At 63.8% G+C, this 20,087-nt stretch carries 23 protein-coding genes, 1 pseudogene and 2 riboswitches; of the genes and pseudogenes, 3 read left to right on the plus strand and 21 right to left on the minus strand.

From position 1 onward, the window contains the following. Together AC1DJW_RS24805 and AC1DJW_RS24810 are read right to left on the minus strand one after the other, a co-directional pair. Positions 1-473, minus strand: a pseudogene (locus AC1DJW_RS24805) (glycine dehydrogenase (aminomethyl-transferring)); the annotation flags it as partial. 52 nt (positions 474-525) lie between these two features. Beyond that, positions 526-633: riboswitch (glycine riboswitch) on the minus strand. 1 nt (position 634) lies between these two features. Then, a riboswitch (glycine riboswitch) is annotated at positions 635-732 on the minus strand. Positions 733-921: 189 nt separating this feature from the next. Continuing rightward, entirely contained in the window at positions 922-1,470 is a 549-nt protein-coding gene (locus tag AC1DJW_RS24810) for a TetR/AcrR family transcriptional regulator (RefSeq protein ID WP_284756274.1), read from the minus strand. 82 nt (positions 1,471-1,552) lie between these two features. Here AC1DJW_RS24810 and AC1DJW_RS24815 point away from each other — a divergent pair, with 82 nt between their 5' ends. After that, on the plus strand, positions 1,553-3,094 hold the full coding sequence (locus AC1DJW_RS24815) for an MFS transporter (protein WP_476902793.1): 1,542 nt from the start codon (positions 1,553-1,555) through the stop codon (positions 3,092-3,094). A 7-nt stretch (positions 3,095-3,101) separates the two neighbouring features. Here AC1DJW_RS24815 and AC1DJW_RS24820 read toward each other — a convergent pair whose 3' ends face one another. Beyond that, a complete protein-coding gene (locus AC1DJW_RS24820; RefSeq protein ID WP_284756277.1) occupies positions 3,102-3,935 on the minus strand; it encodes a sigma-70 family RNA polymerase sigma factor in 834 nt (277 codons plus the stop codon). 134 nt (positions 3,936-4,069) lie between these two features. Between AC1DJW_RS24820 and AC1DJW_RS24825 the strand changes: the two genes are divergently transcribed. Continuing rightward, on the plus strand, positions 4,070-4,714 hold the full coding sequence (locus AC1DJW_RS24825) for a hypothetical protein (RefSeq protein ID WP_390282212.1): 645 nt from the start codon (positions 4,070-4,072) through the stop codon (positions 4,712-4,714). 344 nt (positions 4,715-5,058) lie between these two features. On the opposite strand, the gene AC1DJW_RS24830 is transcribed toward AC1DJW_RS24825, so the two are convergent. The 18 genes from AC1DJW_RS24830 to AC1DJW_RS24915 form a co-directional block, all read right to left on the minus strand. Continuing rightward, positions 5,059-5,304 carry a carbon storage regulator gene (locus AC1DJW_RS24830; protein WP_284756280.1) on the minus strand — a complete coding sequence of 82 codons (246 nt, stop codon included), beginning with the start codon at positions 5,302-5,304 and terminating at the stop codon, positions 5,059-5,061. 4 nt (positions 5,305-5,308) lie between these two features. Further along, positions 5,309-6,316, minus strand: coding sequence for a hypothetical protein (locus AC1DJW_RS24835; RefSeq protein ID WP_476902794.1), 1,008 nt, complete (start codon positions 6,314-6,316; stop codon positions 5,309-5,311). Beyond that, on the minus strand, positions 6,294-8,342 hold the full coding sequence (locus AC1DJW_RS24840; RefSeq protein WP_476902795.1) for a flagellar biosynthesis protein FlhA: 2,049 nt from the start codon (positions 8,340-8,342) through the stop codon (positions 6,294-6,296). Before AC1DJW_RS24840 ends, AC1DJW_RS24835 begins: the two co-directional genes overlap by 23 nt. Positions 8,343-8,403: 61 nt before the next feature. Further along, positions 8,404-9,507, minus strand: coding sequence for an EscU/YscU/HrcU family type III secretion system export apparatus switch protein (locus AC1DJW_RS24845; protein WP_476902796.1), 1,104 nt, complete (start codon positions 9,505-9,507; stop codon positions 8,404-8,406). Continuing rightward, complete coding sequence (locus AC1DJW_RS24850) at positions 9,507-10,265, minus strand: flagellar biosynthetic protein FliR (protein ID WP_476902797.1); 759 nt, start codon at positions 10,263-10,265, stop codon at positions 9,507-9,509. The genes AC1DJW_RS24845 and AC1DJW_RS24850 overlap by 1 nt, the downstream gene beginning before the upstream one ends. A 1-nt stretch (position 10,266) precedes the next feature. Continuing rightward, complete coding sequence (fliQ, locus tag AC1DJW_RS24855; protein ID WP_078106307.1) at positions 10,267-10,542, minus strand: flagellar biosynthesis protein FliQ; 276 nt, start codon at positions 10,540-10,542, stop codon at positions 10,267-10,269. Beyond that, positions 10,542-11,435: a flagellar type III secretion system pore protein FliP gene (fliP, locus tag AC1DJW_RS24860; protein ID WP_476902798.1), complete on the minus strand. Its 894-nt coding sequence runs from the start codon at positions 11,433-11,435 to the stop codon at positions 10,542-10,544. Before fliP ends, fliQ begins: the two co-directional genes overlap by 1 nt. Continuing rightward, positions 11,393-11,902, minus strand: a complete 510-nt coding sequence (gene fliO / locus AC1DJW_RS24865; protein ID WP_476902799.1) for a flagellar biosynthetic protein FliO — start codon at positions 11,900-11,902, stop codon at positions 11,393-11,395. The genes fliP and fliO overlap by 43 nt, the downstream gene beginning before the upstream one ends. After that, positions 11,903-12,679 (minus strand): flagellar motor switch protein FliN, encoded by a 777-nt coding sequence (gene fliN, locus AC1DJW_RS24870; RefSeq protein ID WP_390282205.1) that lies wholly within the window; start codon positions 12,677-12,679, stop codon positions 11,903-11,905. It abuts the gene before it with no gap. Further along, positions 12,676-13,572 (minus strand): flagellar motor switch protein FliM, encoded by an 897-nt coding sequence (locus AC1DJW_RS24875; protein ID WP_459341543.1) that lies wholly within the window; start codon positions 13,570-13,572, stop codon positions 12,676-12,678. Before AC1DJW_RS24875 ends, fliN begins: the two co-directional genes overlap by 4 nt. A gap of 61 nt (positions 13,573-13,633) precedes the next feature. Beyond that, positions 13,634-14,044 carry a VOC family protein gene (locus AC1DJW_RS24880; protein ID WP_059388226.1) on the minus strand — a complete coding sequence of 137 codons (411 nt, stop codon included), beginning with the start codon at positions 14,042-14,044 and terminating at the stop codon, positions 13,634-13,636. Positions 14,045-14,110: 66 nt separating this feature from the next. Continuing rightward, a complete protein-coding gene (gene modA / locus AC1DJW_RS24885; RefSeq protein WP_390282204.1) occupies positions 14,111-14,923 on the minus strand; it encodes a molybdate ABC transporter substrate-binding protein in 813 nt (270 codons plus the stop codon). Next, a complete protein-coding gene (locus AC1DJW_RS24890; RefSeq protein WP_059388228.1) occupies positions 14,920-15,330 on the minus strand; it encodes a TOBE domain-containing protein in 411 nt (136 codons plus the stop codon). Before AC1DJW_RS24890 ends, modA begins: the two co-directional genes overlap by 4 nt. Positions 15,331-15,529: 199 nt before the next feature. Beyond that, a complete protein-coding gene (locus tag AC1DJW_RS24895; RefSeq protein ID WP_390282203.1) occupies positions 15,530-15,970 on the minus strand; it encodes a helix-turn-helix transcriptional regulator in 441 nt (146 codons plus the stop codon). 101 nt (positions 15,971-16,071) lie between these two features. Continuing rightward, the gene (locus AC1DJW_RS24900; RefSeq protein ID WP_476902800.1) at positions 16,072-16,869 is read right to left on the minus strand and encodes an OmpA/MotB family protein; all 798 of its coding nucleotides are present in this window, start codon (positions 16,867-16,869) and stop codon (positions 16,072-16,074) included. Next, positions 16,866-17,693, minus strand: coding sequence for a motility protein A (locus AC1DJW_RS24905; RefSeq protein WP_476902801.1), 828 nt, complete (start codon positions 17,691-17,693; stop codon positions 16,866-16,868). The genes AC1DJW_RS24900 and AC1DJW_RS24905 overlap by 4 nt, the downstream gene beginning before the upstream one ends. Before the next feature lie 3 nt (positions 17,694-17,696). Continuing rightward, a complete protein-coding gene (locus tag AC1DJW_RS24910; protein ID WP_284756301.1) occupies positions 17,697-17,951 on the minus strand; it encodes a flagellar FlbD family protein in 255 nt (84 codons plus the stop codon). A gap of 89 nt (positions 17,952-18,040) precedes the next feature. Beyond that, positions 18,041-18,790: an ABC transporter permease gene (locus tag AC1DJW_RS24915; protein ID WP_284756302.1), complete on the minus strand. Its 750-nt coding sequence runs from the start codon at positions 18,788-18,790 to the stop codon at positions 18,041-18,043. 217 nt (positions 18,791-19,007) lie between these two features. Between AC1DJW_RS24915 and AC1DJW_RS24920 the strand changes: the two genes are divergently transcribed. Continuing rightward, the gene (locus AC1DJW_RS24920; RefSeq protein ID WP_476902802.1) at positions 19,008-20,084 is read left to right on the plus strand and encodes an iron ABC transporter substrate-binding protein; all 1,077 of its coding nucleotides are present in this window, start codon (positions 19,008-19,010) and stop codon (positions 20,082-20,084) included. The last annotated feature ends 3 nt before the right edge of the window (positions 20,085-20,087 follow it).

The raw sequence follows: 20,087 nt of genomic DNA on the forward strand, positions 1-20,087 counted from the left end.
ATCATCAGGACCGCCTCGGCGACGGCGGTCGCTTCGTCCAGCAGGGACGCATTGGCGATCGGCAGGCCCACGAGGTCCTGGACCATGGTCTGGAAGTTCAGCAGCGCCTCGAGGCGGCCCTGGGAAATTTCCGGCTGGTACGGGGTGTACGCCGTGTACCAGGCCGGGGATTCGAGGATGTTGCGGCGGATCACCGGCGGAGTGACGGTGTCGTAGTAGCCCTGGCCGATCATCTGCACGGCCGTTTTGTTCCTGGCCGCCAGCTTGCGCAGCTCGGCCAGGACCTCCACCTCGCTCAGGGCGTTGGCCAAGGTGAGGGGCTTGTCCTGGCGGATGTCATTGGGAACCGCGGTGTCTACGAGCGAATCGACACTGTCGTAGCCAACAGACTTGAGCATGATGTCAATGTCGGCCTGGCGGCGGGCGCCAATATGCCGGTCAACGAACGTAGTGGAGGTTGAACTAACCGTCACGAAGGAACTCCATAAATAAGGCGGCGCAGGGTGCGCCACAGCTAATCGGGTTCCTCCCCGCTCTGTATTGGACCTGAGAGTTTCCGCGAAACCATGCTTGTGGCACTGTTCCGCTTGCACCGTCGGTGAGCACGCGTCAGCGCGCTGCTTTCCAGAGTTGCCTTGCCGCGGCGGTGCGTGGGCCTGAGAGATTCCTGGGGAGGATTTGCTCCTACGGCGCCTGCATCACATGCCTGCAGGACTCTCCCGCCGCAGATCAAAGGCGTATTCAGTTGTGTGAATCGGATTGTGGTTGCCGGTGACGGCTGCCACAACTCCCAATTGTCCTATGGACTGCCCGCGTCCGCAAATATGGTCACCGAGCCGCCGGACTTTCCCAACTGACTGGCACTTGTTGTCGTTTTGGAGCGTCAAAACGACAACAACTGCGAGTGAGTTGGGTGGCCACTCAGCCACGGAGGCGTTCGACGGCGGCCAGCAGCGCACCGACGTCGGCGCTCCTGGCGCTTGCCTTGACTTCCGTATCGCCGGCGCCACCCTCAAGCATCGCGTTGAAGTAAAGTCCATCGCCCATGTACCGGACGGCTTTGGCCATCTCGGGCCCCACTTCCTCGGCGAGCACATCGAGCCATTGTTGCTGGATCCCGGCGAAGCGCCTGCGGGTTTCTTCGTGGGCCACTTCCGCGAGCCGCGTGGCTGCCACGAACACCCGGTCCAAGGGGGTGTCCGCCCAAAGGGAAGACTTGATGAAGAACGCGGCCGAGCCTTCGGGAGCTGCCTTCATTGCCTCGATGTCCAGCGCGGCCAGCCTGTCCATGCGTTCGAGCAAGGAGCCGATCATGGCTTCCTTGTTGGGGAAATGGTAAAGCAAGCCGCCCTTGGAGACGCCTGCGCGCTTGGCGACGGCGTCGAGGGTGGCAGCCCGCTCCCCCACCTCGATCAGCAGGGCTTCAAAGGCATCCAGGACAGCGTCCCGGGCAATAGGTTTTCGCGGCATGGTGTCCATCATCCCTTAGTTCGATGTGGCAGTTCGATGAGTCAGATTGAAACTATACCGTCCAGACGGTACAGTTATCCTCATGTTCACGCCGTCCACAACCCAGCACCCCCGTACCCTCTCGATCCAATCCGCCCCGTGGCGCGATTGGGCTGCCTTGGCGCTCCTGATGTTCCCGGTGCTGCTGGTGGCTGTGGACAATACGGCCCTGACGTTTGCCTTGCCGCAAATCGCCCGGTCGCTGGAAGTGGGGGGCGTGCAGCTGCTGTGGGTCGTGGATGCCTATCCCCTGGTGCTCGCGGCAATGTTGGTGTCGATGGGAAACCTGGGCGACAGGATCGGCCGCCGCCGCTTGCTTTTGATCGGCAGCACGGGCTTCGCCGCAGTTTCAGCGGTCACCGCCTTCGCGCCGTCGGCTGAATGGCTCATCGCCGGACGCGCCAGCATGGGCATCTTCGGAGCCATGCTCATGCCGTCCACGCTTTCCTTGATCCGCAACATCTTCCCGGACCCGAACCGCCGCCGGCTCGCCGTCGCCGTGTGGGCAGCGGGATTCTCCGGCGGTGCCGCGCTCGGGCCGATCTTCGGCGGCTGGCTCGTAGAGCATTTCTGGTGGGGAGCCGTGTTCCTGGTTGCAGTGCCACTATTGCTGCCCCTGCTCGCCTTCGGCCCGTTCCTCATCCCCGAGTCCAAGGACCGCAACCCGGGAAAGCCGGACGTTCCCAGCGTCGTGCTGTCCATCTTGACCATGGCTCCGGTGGTTTATGGCATCAAGGAGTCAGCCGTGCACGGTTTTGGTCCTGGACCCGCGGCCTTCACGGCGTTCGGCGTGGCCATGGGAATCGTCTTCGTCCGCAGGCAGCGCTCTTTGGCATCGCCCATGTTGGACGTGCAGCTTTTCCGGAACAAGGTCTTCAGCACGGCCATCACGGCCAACGTCTTGTCCTTGTTCTCCATGACCGGCTTCATCTACTTCTTCGCGCAGCACTTGCAGCTCGTGGAAGGCCAATCCCCCATGCAGGCGGGGATCGCCATGGTTCCGGCTCTGCTTGCCACCATCGTGGCGGGCCTGGTGGTGGTTCCGCTGGTCAAGCGGATCCGCCCGGGACTGGTGGTGGCATCGGGCCTGGCGCTGAGCGCAGTGGGATACCTCGTGGCCGCCCTGGGCAACCACAGCCAGGGGCCGGGGTACCTTTTGACGGCACTCCTGCTGCTGGCCATCGGGGTTGGCTCGGCCGAGACCATCTCCAACGACCTGATCCTCGGCGCGGTCCCTGCTGACAAGGCGGGTGCTGCATCGGCGATCTCCGAAACGGGCTACGAACTCGGATCATTGCTGGGCACAGCCGTGCTTGGCTCCATCCTGACAGCGTCCTACCAACACCACTTGTTGCTTCCGGGCGAATTGTCCGGCCACGCAGCCGAACGCTCGAGGGAGACCCTCGCCGGAGCCATGGACGCCGCGGCCACACTACCCCAGCCGTTGGGCGACGCCCTGACCTCCGCCGCGCGTGCCGCCTTTGAATCGGGGGTCCACATCACAGCGGCGATCGGGCTGGTACTGATGGCAGGAGCGGCAGTCCTTGCCGCCGTCGTGCTTCGCCGCGTGCCGACGGCAAAGTAGGCGGAGTCTAGACGGCCCGGTTCAAGGCAGCATCAGGCGAGCCGAAACTACGGGTAATTCCGCCCAATGTTGCGGTGGCAAGGGTCGAGAGGTAGTCGTGCCGGCGACGGGCAGTAATGCGCGATTGGGGCTCAAAGGACTGTCCGGGATCGTCCGCGTAATGCGCGGACAGTCCATCGCGCATGAGGCGGATGCCCTCGGCACGTTGCTGTGAGACCGCAGCGTGCGTTGAACCGAGTTCCTCGGCGAGTTCCTTGACGGTCCGCCCCGCGAAGTAGATCTCCTTGACGACGTACCGCATCTTTTCCGGCAGGGCCTCGACGGCGGCGCGAAGGTACTTGAGGCGCTCATCGGCCAGGACCGAATGCTCCGGGGAGATGGTGTCCGCGGCGACAGTGTCCACGACGACGTCGTCCAGGGGCGACAGCGTCCGTGCGGCGTCGGCCAGGGCGGCTTCCACGACGCTGCGTTCGACGCCGAGGGCCGATGCGGTTTCGGCAACCGAAGGTGTACGGCCAAGAACGCCCGACAGCGTTTCCTGGACCGACATGGTTTCCTTGATGCGTTTACGGGCTGATCGGGTGGCCCAGTCGCTGGACCGCATCTCATCCGCAAAGGCTCCGACGATCCGGCGGCGCGCAAACGCGCCGAAGGGGACTCCGAGGTTCGGATCGAAGGAATCGGCAGACGTTATCAACGCCACGGACCCTACCGACGCGAAATCGTCGCGCGACAAATGAGAAGCCCTCGCGCAGAGCTCCGACACCAAGTAGCCAACGAGCGGCAAGTGCTGCAGCACCAGCTCGTTGCGTTCTTCGCGATTCAAAATTAGTCCCCCCATGAGACCTGTTTATTGAGTTGCCAAGCCTGATTCCAGGGGCTTCATGGGCGAGCTGCTGAGACGATGCAACGTGCCGAAGATTACATGGAACAGACATGTATTCAGTGAACATACCATCTGAAAAATAACAATGCGTGTACGCTCATGAAAAAGATACAAAAACAGGCCTCGGAACCATCTTCCGAGGCCAAACCGGGGAATGGGGAACCGTGGGGGCGGATGAGCTTTCGGCGCTGCTGTGGCGCGAGCGGAGACAGCTGGAACTGCTGTTGTACCGGCTTGAAACGCAGTTGCTGCACGTTCGGGCAGGCAACTGGCATTGGCTGAAATTCGCTGCCGGTGATGTGGAAAAGGTCCTCGAAAACCTTCGGTTCGACACGCTTTCCCGGAACATCGAGTCGTCGGCCCGAGCGATCGAGTGGCGCCTGCCGGCGAACGCCACCTTGCCAATGATCGCTTCAGTGGCGCCGCCTGGAATCTGGCCGGAACTACTTCAGGAACACCACCGTGAACTCGTCCTGTTGCTCAAGCAAGTCGAAACAACCGCGGCCGCCAACCTCGAGTCTCTCCTGATGGGGCCACAAGGGGCTCGGAACCCGCCGCTTGACTCTGTGCAGCCCGGCGACATTATGGCCCCATCGGCGCCGGGAGCGATCGTGCAAGCGGGCACGGTGGATGACGTGATGCTGCTAGCGGAAAACGCCAATATCGAACGGGCCTTGGCCGTGACGAGGGATTGCTCGCTGCCGCTTCTCAGGGAGTTCCTGGGGTTGGCTTAGCGACGGCTACCGGTGGACGACAGTGTGCAGGAGAATAAAGCTTGGCTGTCCTGAGTTCGGGTTTGCATCGTAGGCGTAAACCTCCGAAAAGTTGCACGATTGCCTGTCCAATTTCGCCCATTCAAGGACGTCCAAGAGGCTGCCGGACGAAATATCGAATGCCTGCGATTTGTCCCAAGCGCCACTGTTGGGGTCGAGCCAGACGTCTATCACTCGAAATGAAGGATCGACGCAGATCAAGTTCATGTCCCGCTCGTCAATCGTCCGAATCTTCATCGCAAAAATCAGATCGCATTCTTGCAGGCAACTTGGGTGTCTGAGCCAACATTCCCCACTTGGGGCGCCTATTCCTTACGTTTCCGAACCGGCGGACGCAGCCCGGCAACGAGTTCCTCGGCTTCGGGGCCGGCCTGGGCAGCCGCAAGGTTGGCAGCGGCGATCGCCTCAACAACTTCGCGACGCTGGATGGACACCCCTCGAGGGGCCTCGATCCCGATCCGCACGCCGTCGCCGCGGCCTTCCATGACGGTGATGACAATGTCCTCACCAATCATGATCTGTTCGCCCGGCTTGCGTGTCAGTACCAGCATGCTCTCAATCTACCTTTCCGAGCACGGCAACGCGGGCGGGCTTGCCGTCCACCCACCCGATGGGAAGGCCGAGTCCGTTGACAGTCTCGGGACTTGCTGTTTCCGACGCGCCGAAAACAGCAAGGGCGTCGACGCGGACGCGCTCGGCGGCAAGTGCGGCGGAAAGCGCACGGACCCAGGCTGCCGTGTCTTCCGCTTTCCGCCCAGCGTCGGCAACCAGCCACAACTGGTCTGCGGCGAGGGCGGCGATGTCCGCCGCATGCGTCACGGCTTCGCCCCGCCTGCCAAGTCCATACGCCACCAGCAAGGTTTGGCCGGTGACGACCGCTTGGGCGCGCGCCGCCGTCGCACCCTGGCGTCCCGCCACGTGGAGGTGCCCGAAAGCGGTCAACGCTCCGGCAGTCCGGACATCGGAACCGCCCTCGGCGACGGACATTTCCAGCGCTGGTCCCAAGGCGTCGTCGCCGAGGCCAAGCAGGATGATCAGGTTGCCGCTGCCGGCAAGTGGCACCGGCACGGGCACAGGAACGCCGTGCCCGACGGCGGCCGCCGGCAACGCGGTCAGCAGCCCTTGCGCTTGTGGTCCGTAGATCGGCGCCTGGAACTCCTTCCCCAGCTGTTCCAACAGCCCGGCAAAATCCGGCGAGGCGGTTGAAACTGCTGCCGCGGCACGGTGCAGATCCATCTCAGCCGCGTCGGCTTGCTCCAGGAGCGCGGCGATGGCGGGCCCCTGCAACGCATGCGCCTCCCCGCCCGCAGGGCCCTCCCAACTGACTCGCAGTTGTTGTCGTTCTGAGCCGTCAGAACGACAACTATTGCTAGCTAGTTGGGCGGAACCCGCTCCCGGAACCTCGATGGTGGCCTCGTAGCGATTGGCTGCGAAGAGCCCGGCGATTCCCGGGTTGGTGACTTTCTCGGCAGAGACGATCCGCGCGCCGGGCCCGTACTGCTGCTCGGCTTTCACCCGGATGGCGTCCAAGGACGCGCCCTTAAGCTTGTATTGCTTCGGCATGGCGGACCACCCCCACGGTTTCGATCTGGATGTTGGCAGACGTCACTTCGCGATAGGACAACACGGGCACACCGCCGTCGGGAGCCGCCACGAGCCGCCGGACCGCGGGCCGCAGCGCCGGGGCGCACACCAGGACAGCTTGCCGTCCGGCATTGGCCGCGGCCTCCACCGATGTCTGCACTGAGGCCAGGACGGCGTCCAGGCGCGCTTGGCTCATGACGATCTGGGTACCCCCTTCGGCCGGACGCATATCCTCGAGCATGGACTGTTCCAGGAGCGGATCGATCATGATCACATTGAGCACCGTGCCGTCCAGGAACTTGGCCGCGAGCGCCGGGCCGAGGGATTGCCGGGCGGTTTCGACCAAGGCCTCGGGCTCGGTGGAAACCTTGGCGCGGAGGGCAAGGGCCTCGTAAATGCGCGGAAGATCGTTGATGGGGACTTGTTCTCCGAGGAGGCCCTGCAGCACCCGCTGCACCTCCGCTAGGGACATGAGCCCCGGAATGAGCTCCTCGACGGCGGCCGGGCTCTGCTTGCGCACGCCTTCCGTCAGCACCCTGACGTCCTCCCGGGTGAGGAGCCTAGCGGCGTTGGCGGACACGATCGACGACAAGTGCGTCACCAGAACGGAAACCCGGTCGATCACCGTTGCTCCGGTCATTTCAGCGCTATGGCGCATCTCAGTGGGAATCCACTTACCGGCCAGCCCGAAGACCGGTTCCACGGTGGAGGTACCCGGCAGCGCGTCAAGGTAATCGCCGAGGGCCAGCAATTTGCCCGACGGCGCCGTGCCGCGTCCGGCTTCCACTCCGGCAATGCGGATGGCATAGGTGGCCGGTGGCAGCTCGACGTTGTCTCGCGTGCGGACGGGCGGAATCACGATCCCCAACTCCATGGCGATCTTGTGGCGCAAAGAGCGGACGCGGGCCAGGAGGTCGTCCGAGGCGCCGGAGACCATGTCAACAAGGTCCGGAGCCAACAAGATCTCGACGGGGTGGACGCGCATGTCCTGCATGAGCCGCTCGTTGGGGTCTTCTTCGGAGCTCAGGGTGGCTGCTTCCTGTGCGTCCTCCGCCTCGCTCTGCTTCTTCTGCTGCGCCGCCAGGCGCCTCGAGCCGAACAGCAGGGCAGCGCCCACCAGCAGGAAGGGCACGATCGGCATGCCGGGGATGAGCGCCATGGCCACCGCGGCCAGTCCGGCGATGAGCAAGGCGTTGGGCGACTGCATGAGCTGCGAAGAGGCCGTGCGGCCCATGTCTTCCTCGGCGTTGGACCGGGTGACGATCATGCCCGTGGACACTGCCATGAGGAGGGCCGGAATCTGGGTGACGAGCCCGTCGCCCATGGTCAGCAGCCCATAGGAATTCAGCGCGTCGCCGACATTCATGCCACGCTGCAGCACTCCGATGGCAATGCCGCCAACGAAGTTGATGATGATAATGATGATGCCCGCGATCGCATCGCCCTTGACGAATTTCGAGGCACCGTCCATCGCGCCGTAGAAGTCGGCCTCGGCGGACACCTCTGCGCGGCGCTTTCGGGCCTGGGCGTCCGTGATGAGGCCGGCGTTGAGGTCCGCGTCGATGGCCATCTGCTTGCCGGGCATGGCGTCGAGGGTGAACCTTGCCCCCACTTCGGCCACGCGTTCGGCGCCCTTGGTGACCACCACGAACTGGATGACCACAAGGATCAGGAACACCACGGCGCCGATGATCATGGAGCCGCCCACGGTGACCTTGCCGAAAGCATCGATCACTTGTCCGGCGAATCCTTGTCCCAGCACGAGCCGGGTGGACGCGACGTTGAGCCCCAGCCGGAACAGCGTAGCCACGAGCAACAAGGACGGGAAGACGGAGAAGTCCAGCGGCTTCTTGACGAACATGCTCGTGAGCAGGATCAGGAGGGCCAGCAGGATGTTGCAGACGATCAGGAAATCCAGCAGCGGCGCGGGTACTGGAACCACCAGCAGCAGCACGATGCCCACGATCCCCACCGGCACGGTGAGCCTGGCGAATCTGTTGTTCATTGCGGTGTCCTGTCCGGGGTGGTGTGGTCGCTCGGTGCGGTGAGTGTCCTATGGCTCCGGCTCACGCGGGGGCTCCGGCCATGGATCCCGCCACTACCGGCAAACGGTGCATTCCGCGGGCCGCTCCCCTGGCCTTGAGCGACATGACGAACGCCAGGACTCCTGCCACGGCCCTGTACAGCTCAACGGGGATTTCCTGGCCCAGCTCGCAGGCCGAATGCAGTGCCCTGGCCAGCGGCACGTCCTGGACCATCGGGACCGATTTCGCTTCCGCCTCTTCCCTGATACGGGCAGCGATCACTCCCGCTCCCTTGGCCACGACGCGCGGTGCCGCTTTGCCGGCGTCGTACTTCAGCGCTACGGCGACGTGCGTCGGGTTGACGATCACGACGTCGGCGTCTGCGATCGCGCCGATCATGCGGTTCCGGCTCATGCTCAATTGGCGCGAGCGGCGCTGGGACTTGATGAGGGGATCGCCGTCGCTGTTCTTGTTTTCGTCCTTGATCTCCTTTTTGGACATGCGCGTCTTCTTGCGGTTGCGGCGCATGACCACGAAGATGTCCGCGGCGGCAAGGACCATGCCCGACAGCACGGCGAACTGGATCAACGAACCGATGCCTCCGGCTGCTGCCGACAGGATGCCGGACACCGGCAGTCCCCCTGCGGTGAGCAGCACCGGGATGAGCCCCTGCACCACCACGTAGAGGACAAGCCCGACGACGGCGGTCTTGAGGAGCGCTTTCAGGCCGCCCCACAGTGCCTGGCCGCCGAAGACCCGCTTGAGGCCGCTGACAAGGTTGAAGTGTTCGAACTCGGCGCGGAACTTCTTGAAGTGGATGCCGCCCTGCAACGCGGATCCGGCCAGCACTACCACCATGACCACCACGAACAGGGGCCCCAGCACCTGTGCCAGGGAACCAAACCCGGCTTCGAGCGCTGCGACGGCTTTGGCAGGCTCGGGGTTCGCGATCACGCCGCGGACGGTGAACAGTTGGTCAGCCGCAGCGTTGGAGGCACGCTCGATGGTGGACGGGATCATGGCTGCCGCGGACCCGACGGCGAGCCAGGCGGTGAGGTCCTGCGAGCGGGAAAGCTGCCCCTTGGACCGGACTTCCCGCATCCGTTTGTCAGTGGCATGCTCGGTTTTCTCCTGTGAATCCGACATCAGCCCACCCCCATCAGTGTGTTCGCCGCTTGCTCGGCGAGCATGGCAACGAGTCGCGGCAGTGCCAGGAACAGGAACCCCGCGAGGCCCAGGGTGATGAGGACCTTGAGGGGGAACCCCAAGGCAAAAGCATTCAGGGCGGGCGCTACACGGGTAAGGAGCCCCAACCCGATATCGGCGAGTACCAGTACCACCAACAAGGGCCCGGCGATTTGCACGGCGGAAAGGAACATCCCGGTCAGAACCGAGATCATCGCGTGCACCGGCTGTGCCAAATCCAGTCCCCCGGCCAGTGGCAAGGCCGTGAAACTCCCGGTCAGGCCGCCGATCACCAGCTGGTAGCCATCCGAGGCGAAAAGCAGGGCCAGGGCGGCCATTTGCATCAGCCAGGTGAATTGGGCTCCATTGATCATCATCTGGGGATCGAAGCCCTGGGCCATCTGGAAGCCGCTGAAGAGGTCGATCAGGCTGCCGGCCGATTGGATGGCCGCGAAGACGAGGAGAACGAGGAAGCCAAGGACCAACCCGGTCACGAGTTCAAGGACCACGGCCGTGATGAAGCCCGCGGTGTCCTTCGACGTGTAGCCAACGGAGAGACGCTGCGAAACGGCCAGCCCCAAACCGATGCCGAGCATCGCTTTGATGCGCAGCGGAATTGTTTGGTGGGAGAAGGGCGGGGCGACCACCAGGAAGGCCGTCATCCGGACGGAGGCCAACAACAGGACCTCAAGCCAGGACTGGTTGAAGGGCAACTCCACTTCACGCTCCGCCGATCAGCCCGGGTATCCGGGCAAAGAGCTCGTTGGTGAAGGAGACAGCCTCGGTGATCATCCAGTGCCCGCACACCACCAAGGCCACGGCCACGGCGACTGCCTTGGGCACGAAGGAGAGGGTGGCTTCCTGAAGCTGGGTGATGGACTGCAGGAGGGAAATGGCGAGGCCCACCACCAGCGCGGTCACCAAGGCGGGCGCGGCCAGCTTGGCCGCAAGAATCAGGGCCTGGAGGCAAATGTCCAGGACTGCGTTGGTATCCATCAGCCGCTCGAATAACTCTGGATCAGGGCCGTGATCACCAATCCCCAGCCGTCCACCAGGATGAACAGCAGGATCTTGAAAGGCAGCGAGATCATCACCGGCGGGAGCATCATCATGCCCATGGACATCAGCGCGGCCGAGACCACAAGGTCGATCACCAGGAACGGGATGAAGATGACGAAGCCGATGATGAACGCGGCCCGGAGCTCGGAGATCATGAACGCGGGGATGAGGGTCTGCAACGGGACCGATTGCGGGTTGGCCGGATTATCCAACTTGGCCGCCCGGGTCATGAGGGCGATGTCTTCCTGCCGGGTGTGGGCCACCATGAAGTGCTGGAGTGGCGCGGATCCGGCCGAAACGGCCCCGTTGAAGTCCAGCGTCCCGTTCAGGTAGGGCTGGATGCCGACGTTGTTGATTTCCGAAATCACGGGCCACATCACGAACAGGGACAGGAAGAGCGCCAGCCCGGCCAGTACCTGGTTGGGCGGGATCGACGGGAGCGACAAGGCGTTGCGGGTCATTGCCAGCACCACGAAGATCTTGGTGAACGAGGTCATCATGAGCAGCAAGGCAGGAGCGACCGAGAGCAGCGTGATCCCGATCAGGGTCACCACAGCTGTGGATGGCTTTCCGTCCAGCCCATTGATATTGATGCTGACGTTTCCGTTGGAGGGTTGGGCCGGTGCGGTGGGAACGGCGGGCGCGGTGGGCGGCGTCGGGCTGACCGGGGCCGCATGTCCGGCGGACATGCCCAGCCACAGGAACAGGGCCGTCAGCAAAAGGATGCAAAGCACGGCCAGCAATATCCTGCCGGCGCGTCGGGCATCGGAAGTCCCAAGGGTCAGGATCAATTCCGGCGTCCCCTGATGGCCTCGGCGGCCTGCCGCCATGTGGAGCCGGCAAGGATGGATCCGTGCATGGGCTGTGATTTGTCCGGCTCGCTGCGGCGGTGGATCTCGCTGCGGCGAGTGAGTGCACTACCTTGGAGTGCACTGCCTTGGAAAGCCGTGGCTTGGGGCCCGTTGTCCGCAAGTGAGGCGCCGCCGGCATCGCGGAAGATATCGGCGAAGCTCCCGGGCGCTGGAGTTTCCGGGAGCTCCACGGGGACGTCGCTGCTGTGCAGGACGTTTATGGCGTGCTCAGTGACGCCCAAGAGGAAACGCTTGTCGCCGGCGTCGACCACCACCACGGAGGCCTTTTGGCCGACCGTCTGCCGGCTGACCACCGTCAAGGTGGTGTTGGCCCGGCGTCGGCCCTTGGCTTTTCCTTTGAGAAGCCGGCGCTGCAGGACCCAAATGAGCCCCAGCACCGCGCCCAGGGCCACGAGCACGCGCAGCCCGAGGACGAGCGAATCCATCTAGTAGATTCCCTCGGCGACATCCAGGATGCGTGTGATGCGCACTGCATAGTCCTGGTCCACGACGACGACTTCACCGTGGGCGATCAGGCGTCCGTTGAGCAGGACGTCCGCGGGTGCACCGGCCGAGCGGTCCAGTTCGATCACTTTGCCCGGCTCCAGGGCGAGGGCGTCGCGCACGGACATACGTGTGCGGCCGATTTCCACGGTGAGGGCCATTTCGACGTTGCTGATCAGTCCGAGGCGGGACGAAACGGCACCGGACTGGGCGCTCCGTGCGGCAGCGGTGTCCCGCACGGTTCCGTGTTCGCGGACCCGGATGGCAAACCAGCCGAACGTCGGGCCGCCGTCGGACGCGGGAGACTGGCGCAGTTCAAAAAGGGCAGTTTCGGGGTCGGACAGCAGCCCGGTAGCGTCTTCCTCGCGCAACTCCCCCAGCACGCCGGCGTCGAACGCGTCGGCTGCGTGTTCCATCGCGGGACGCAGTACGTCAACGACGGAGACGATACCGCCGGAGACGGCACCGGCGGGCAGGCCGCCTTGGAGGGGGCCGCCGCTCAACCCACCGCCGGCAGCGGCAAGAAAGGAACGGTCCGTGAGGATGAGTGCGAAGTCCGCGGTCACGGCGCCGACGAAAGTGGCCGTAATCGCGAGGGGTGCGTATGGCGCGGCGGCCTGGGGCGGGACAATGCCGGAGACGTTCAGCGTGGCAGGAGTCGGCAACTGCATGGCCAAACGCTCGGCCGCGGATTCGTGCAGGGTCAGGGTGATGCTCATCGCTGGTTCTCCTCGATTGTGACGATGACGGCGGCTGCACGGGAGCCGTTGCGGGCCGGGGCTGCGGTGGCCAGGCGGGTACCGTTGATGGCGACGTCGAACGGCCGGTTCTCCAGGTGCGGCAGCGGAATGACGTCCCCGACGGCGAGGCCCAGGATCTGCGCCGGCGTCACCGGCGTGGGGCTCAACTGGACGGCTACGTCTACCGGCACTTGGGTGACCTGGGCGCGGACCAGCGCCTCGGCGTCGCGGCTGTGGACGGTGGGATTCACGTCGCCGAGCCCGGAAAGGAGGATGTCGGCGGGAATGGCGAGACTGGCTGCGGCAAGGCTTTCGCCCATCTTCACCGTGAACGAGGCCACGATCATGAGCTCCGCCGGAGCGGCGGCTTGGGCGAACTGGGAGTTGTACTGGATGACGTCCATGCGCACCGGGGTGGTCAGCAGGGCACCAAGCGAATAGCTCAGGTCCTCCAGTCCGTCTTCCACCATGCGGCTGATAAGGGCCTGCTCGATCTGGGTGAATTTCCGATCCGGGACGGCCGTCTCACTGGCGCCACCCAGCATGCGGGTGACCCAGGACAATGCCGCCGTGGCAGGAAACTGCATGACCAGCCGCGACTCGCTGCCCTCAATGCGGCACAGCACCATCGAGGTGACCGAAGGGAGGGACGCCGCGTATTCGTCGTAGCTCTGCATGATGAGCTGTTCAAGGGTCGCGGTGGATTTCACGCGGACCTTGGCCGTGAGCTGTGTTCCCCATTGGCGGGCGAACGTCTCGAAGGCGACTTCCAGGACGCGGCTGTGCTGCCGCGGCAAGGTGGTGGGCCTGCGGAAGTCATAGACGTCCACGGTGCGCTGCCGTCCCGCGAATTGATCTTCCTGTTCACTCACGGTTGCCACTATCGGCAAGGAAAGTGCGGGCGTAAGGAACTAGCTATTTGGTGAGTTCAAGCTACGCGGCCGGAGCCTGCGAAATCCTCACCATGTTGCCCGAAGGATCGCGGAAGGCGCAGTCACGGGGACCCCACGGCTGGTCGATTGGTTCCTGCATGACCTCCGCGCCGGAAGCCCTGACCTTTTCGAAGAGCGTGTCGACGTCGTCGGAGCGGAAGACGATCGGCCCCAGGACACCCTTGGTGAGCAGCTCCTGGAGGGAATCGCCGTCGGCCTTTGACCGGCCCGCGTGCGGTTCGGAAAGCACGATTTCAACACCCGGCTGGTCCTTGCTGCCGAGCGTCACCCACCGGAATCCGCCCTGCGCGACGTCGTTGAGCACCTCGAGCCCGAGGGCGTCCCGGTAGAAGGTGAGTGCTTCGTCGGGATCGTTGACAGTGATGTGTGAGTACTGCAGTGAAATAGTCATGGCAACGACGCTAGTCCGCGGCGTTGACCAGCGCTTCTCGAATCCTGCTCGCTTCTTTCCAAGGGGTTATGGAGTTCCGAAGCCGGCGTCGCCGAGAACCTTCTTGCCTTCGCTTCCCGTCACCAACGCGATGAAAGCCGTGGCCAGGTCCTTGTTCTTGCTGGTGCCCACAGCGCCGATCGGGTACGTGTTGACGGCCTTGTCCGACTCGGGGAACGTGATTCCCTTGACCTTGTCCCCCGCGCCCTTGACGTCCGTGACGTAGACGAGTCCGGCGTCGGCCTCCCCGGAGGCGACCTTACCGAGGACGTCAGTCACGGAAGACTCTTCGCTGACAGGCTTCAGGGTTGTGCCGGTGGCCTTTTCGATGGTTTGGGCGGCAGAGCCGCAAGGTACTTGGCTGGCGCAGACGACCACCTTGACACCCGGCTTGGCGAGGTCCGCGAAGGAACTGATCGACGCCGGGTTGGACGGCGGGACGGCAATGGTCAGGACGTTGGTGGCGAAGTTCTTGGCCGTTCCGTCGAGCAGCTTGGCGTCGGAAAGCTTGGCCATGTTCTTCGTGTCTGCCGAGGCAAAGACGTCCGCCGGAGCGCCCTGGGTGATCTGCGTGGCGAGGTCCGAAGACCCGGCGAAGCTCAGGGCCACTTTTGTACCCGGGTTCGCAGCTTCGAATTCGCTGGCCAATCTGGTGAACGTTGCCTTTAGCGAGGCAGCCGCGTAAACCGTCACCGTACCGGAGAGCTTTGGCGTTTCGCTGGCGCTGGCGGATCCGCTGTTTGCGGTGCTGGCGGGAGTGCCTGAACCGCAGCCGGTCATCCCCGCCGCGAGGGCGCCGGCAACGAGCAGCGCGGCGAAAGGCTTGCGGGTGATCCTCATATGGTGCTCTTTCCTTGGGGTGTTTCGATGATGACGGTGGTGGCCTTGACCACGGCTGTGGCAACTGAGCCGAGTTCGAGCCCGAGTTCCCGGACCGCCTCGCTGCTCATGAGGGATACGACACGGAAGGGACCGCATTGCAGTTCCACCTGGGCCATGACTTTGTCGGCAGTGATGCCCGTGACCAGGCCGACGAAGCGGTTGCGCGCCGAGCGGCCCACCCGGGTGGGATCCTCAGGCAGCTGGGCCTGGTCCCGCGCGACGTGGGCGAGTTCCAGGCCATCCACGGCCAGCCGGCCTGAATCGTCCTTGACCGGGGTCAGGATGCCGTTCTCGGTCCAGCGCCGGACGGTATCGTCACTGACGCCCAGGAACCGGGCTGCTTCAGATACTCGAATATTTGGCATGGCTTCAGAATAATCCTCAAATGCGGTTGTGACGGCATGTACCTTCCGCAAATCAAATGTGACCGTATTTCCGGGGAGTGATGCTTTTCCGGCTAGTAGACGTCCCGGACGCAGCAGAGGTCCCGCCCCATCGGGGGCGGGACCTCTGGCGTATTGTGGCCGGCTACGGCCGATCAGCTAGTCAATCCGCGGCGATTGCTCAGTCCGCGGCGACTGCAAGCGCTTCCCGACGCTTGCTCGCTTCGTTCCGGCTGGGCCGCGTGCGTATCTTCGCCACGCAAGCAGGCATGGCGGCGACGGCCAGATGCTCCCGGGCGCGGTAAGTGCTAGGCGGCACCCCCACGAGTTCAGTGAACCGCGAGCTGAACGAGCCAAGCGACGTACAACCGACCTCCATGCACGCGTCGGTCACGCTCATTCCGCCGCGCAGGAGCGCCATCGCGCGCTCGATTCGGCGGGTCATGAGGTAGTTGTAAGGGGTCTCGCCATAGGCGGCCCGGAACTGCCGCGAGAAGTGCGCCGGCGACATGAACGCATGGCTGGCCATGGTCGGCACGTCGAGGGGCTTTGCATACTCGCGGTCGATCAGGTCACGGGCCTTCCGCAAGTACGTGAGCCTGGCGATGTCTTCCGGGGTCATGCCACGAGCGTACCTCGCCATGGCGATCACTTCCATGGTGCCCGACGCCGCTCGGTCACCGGCCGCGACAAGGGCACCGGCCGCGACAAGGGCACCGGCCGCTACTGGCCGCCGGCCCTCGCCTTGAGCGCTTCGGGGATCAGGGCGCGGACCACTTCGGGTTTGTCCGAGAGGACGACCACGTCCACCCTGCGGTTGAGTTCCATCAGCGCCTCGGTGGAATCGTCGTTGACCTGCCTGGCGGATCCGAATGCTACGGCGCCGATGTGCCCTGCCGAAATGCCCCCATGGTCGACGAGGTACCTGAGGACGTTGACGGAGCGTGCAGAAGACAGCTCCCATGTGGAGGGATACGAGGTGACTCCGTTGGCGGCATGGCCTTCCACCATGATTTCAAGGGCCGCCTTGGCCATGGCCGGGGCAATCATGCCAAGAACCTGGCTCGCGCGGGGCGTGAGTTCCGGCCGGTCGGGCTCGAAGAAGGTCTGCGATCCTACGAGTTTCACGGTGAGTCCGCGTTCGTTGATCTGGAACTGCACGTTGGCCCCCAGCCCCGCGGCGTCGAGCTTGGACTTCATGTCGTCGCGCAAAGCGGTGAGCCGGGCCGCTTCCTTGAGTGCGAGGTCCAGGTTGGAGAATCCTTGGGCATCGGCGCTGGTGTATTCCGGCGGAACGACCGTCCCGGTGGCGGTGTCCACCTTCTGGCTGACCACCGTGCCGAAACCCGTAGCCAGTGAATTGCGGAGCTTGTCGAATTTGGCCTGGTCCACGGTGGACATTGCGAAGAGCACGATGAACATGCACATGAGCACCGTGACCATGTCCATGTAGGAAGCCATCCAGCGTTCGTCGACGTGTTCTTCCGCCGGAGGTGAACCGCGGCGGCGCCGGGACCTCATGCGGCCTTGGATGAAGCGAATTTGCCGGGGCGGGCTTCGTCGTCGTCGCTCTTCTTTGCGGATTTCACCTTGCCGAGCCTGTCGGCGGGAACCATGGCGCGGAGCCGTTCGGCGAGAAGGAGGGGCTGGGTCCCGTTCTGCACCGCCAGCATTCCCTCCATCAGGAGGGTCATGCGTTCGATTTCCAGCTCGGACAGTCGCTTGAGCCGCGAGCTGAAGGGCAGCCAGATGAAGTTCGCGGACAACAGACCCCAGAGGGTAGCCACGAAAGCGGAAGCGATCATCGGTCCCAGATGATCGGGCGAGGAAAGGTTTTCAAGGACGTGGGTCAGCGATACCACGGTGCCGATAATGCCGATGGTTGGAGCGTAGCCGCCCAGGCTGGCGAAAAATTTGGCAGAGACGTGGTCGCTGCGCATCTTGGAGTCGATCTCGTCTTCCATGAGGATGCGCAGCTCTTCGGCGTCGGTGCCGTCGGCGATGTTCTGGAGGGCACGGGCCAGGAAAGGATCCTTCTCGTCCGTGGCCGCCTCTTCGAGGGAGAGGAGGCCCTCGCTCCGCGCCTTCTCGGCAAAGCCGATCAGCTGGTCGATGCTTTCTTGAGGCTTGTCCGTCTTTCCCTTGAACGCTTTGGGGAGGTCCTTGAACGCCCGCACGGTATCGCGGAACGTGTTTCCGGCCAGACCCACGGCCAAGGTGGCACCGAAAACCAGGACCATGGGCGCGGGAAGCAGGAGGGCCATGAGGTTGGCGTCTTCGATGGTCACCATGGCGACCACCGAGCCGAAGGCCAGGAACAGGCCGATTATTGTTGAGGGATCCATGGCTTACCTTCCGTCCGGTTCCGGTGTGCGCACGAGGCTCAAGGGATAGCCCGTAACGGTGGGGAGGTCCTGTGCCCGCCGAAGAATATAGGCCCGGTAGTTCGCAATCAGTTCCACAACCTCCGCGAGGGTTTCCCGCACAACGTACGTAGCGCCGTCGAGGGTCACCAGATGGGTGTCCGGGCTTTCGTGGATCCGTTCAATGATGTCCGGATTCACGGCAAAGCGGGTGCCGTTCAGGCGGGTGACAACGATCATGGGCCGTTTCTGCTTTAGCTAGGGAGGCGCTTGTAGGAGGGCGGTTCAGTTCCTACTGTCGGCCGGAGGCTCGCTCCCGTTAGGCAGTGTCAGCGCAGCGTCGCTGGGCGCACGCGTACCGGCGCGAGGATTCCGATGATCATGACGGCGGTGATGGAACCTGCCGCCATGATCGCCGCGAGCACCACAATCTGGAAGCGGCCTGCCTCAAAGGGAGAAACCCCGCCAAAAATCGCCCCGACGAACGCGCCGGGTAGGGTGACAAGTCCCGTCGTCTTGGTTTGATCGGTTGACGGGATAAGGGCCGAATAGACGGTCCGCCGGGCGAGATCAAGGGTTGCTTGCCTCGGGGTGGCGCCGAGCGCGAGCCAACCCTCAACTTCCTCCCAATGCTCGTAGACCGATTCCTTGAAGCGCCGGCCGGCCAGCACTGCGATGGTCATTCCATTGCCAATGACGATTCCGCCAATTGCGAGCGCGTAGCGGGGAGTGAACGCGATTGCCCCGGTCGCAAAAATGACGGCGAGGGTAATTCCGATACCCCCGGCCATGGAGCCGCTGACCAAGCCCAAATGCGGCAGGCTCCAGCCAATCCGACGGGTGGCACTCATCGCGGCCACCGCGAACATCACGAGTAGCGCGACGGCGACCCAAAGCGGACTGGTGATGACGCCGCCCAGAACAAGACTGATCGCGGCGAGCTGCGCGGCTCCACGGAGGATGGCCAATGCGGGCGCGAAAGGGTGAGGGGTCCGGAACGCCAAGAGGAGTGCCAGCGTGACTGCCATCAGGACGCCGACGCCGAGGAAGGTCGGCAGGAATTCGGCGAGACCGGGCATGGAGCCAGCTTATCGACTGCAGCAAGGCACTCGCTCGGACGACGACACACCGCTTCCGCTTATTAGGTCATGTAAATCTTGCGTAATACATGTGATTCCGGTCACTATAGGTCGTTCTGGATGGAGATTTAGGTATGGCTAACCTAAAGTTTCAAGCTGTGAGCCCGCAGTTCCTTCCCCCGGGTTCCCTTGGATTTGCTCGCAGAAAGAAGCCCTCATGAAGATTCGCGCAAACGCGCTGGCCGGCATCGCACTCGCCGCCACTGCAGCCCTGAGCCTGGCCGCTTGCGGCAACGGCACGGCCTCCCCAGCAGCCACCGGTTCCACTTCCGCTTCCGCCGACGCTGCTACTTCCACTAAAGTGGGGGGCGAAATCACCGTCTACAACGCCCAGCACGACACCCTGACCAAGGAATGGGTGGACGCGTTCACCAAGGAGACCGGCGTCAAGGTCACCGTCCGCCAAGGTTCCGACACCGAGCTCTCCAACCAGATCATCCAGGAAGGCGCGGCATCCCCGGCCGACGTCTTCCTCACGGAGAACTCCCCCGCCATGGCCCAGGTTGAGAACGCCGGCCTCTTCGCCGACATCGACAAGGCCACCGTGGACCAGGTCCCGGCCGCGTACCGCCCGTCCACCAACAAGTGGACCGGCATCGCCGCCCGCTCCACGGTTCTGGTGTACGACAAGACCAAGATCAGCGACGACAAGCTGCCCAAGTCGATGCTGGACCTGGCCAAGCCGGAGTGGAAGGGCCGGTGGGCAGCTTCGCCGTCCGGCGCCGACTTCCAGGCCATTGTTGCCGCCCTCCTCGAACAAAAGGGCGAGGCCGCCGCCACTGAGTGGCTCAAGGGCATGAAGGACAATTTCAAGGCGTACAAGGGCAACAGCACCGCCATGAAGGCAGTCAACGCCGGCGAAGTCGACGCCGCACTGATCTACCACTACTACTACTACGGCGACCAGGCGAAGACCGGCGAGAACTCCAAGAACGTCACCCCGTACTTCTTCAAGAACCAGGACCCCGGCGCGTTCCTGTCCGTCTCCGGTGGCGGCGTGCTGAAATCCTCCAAGAACTCCGCAGCTGCCCAGGCCTTCATCAAGTTCGTCACCGGCAAGCAGGGCCAGGAAGTCCTCAAGAACGGCACTTCCTACGAATACGCGATCGCTTCCAACGTGGACTCGAACGCTAAACTCGTTCCCATCAAGGATCTGCAAGCTCCTACCGTGGATCCGGCCAAATTGAACTCCGCAAAGGTCACCGACCTGATGACCAAGGCAGGACTGCTGTAATTC

This window comes from Arthrobacter sp. 05L417 (assembly GCF_056397865.1).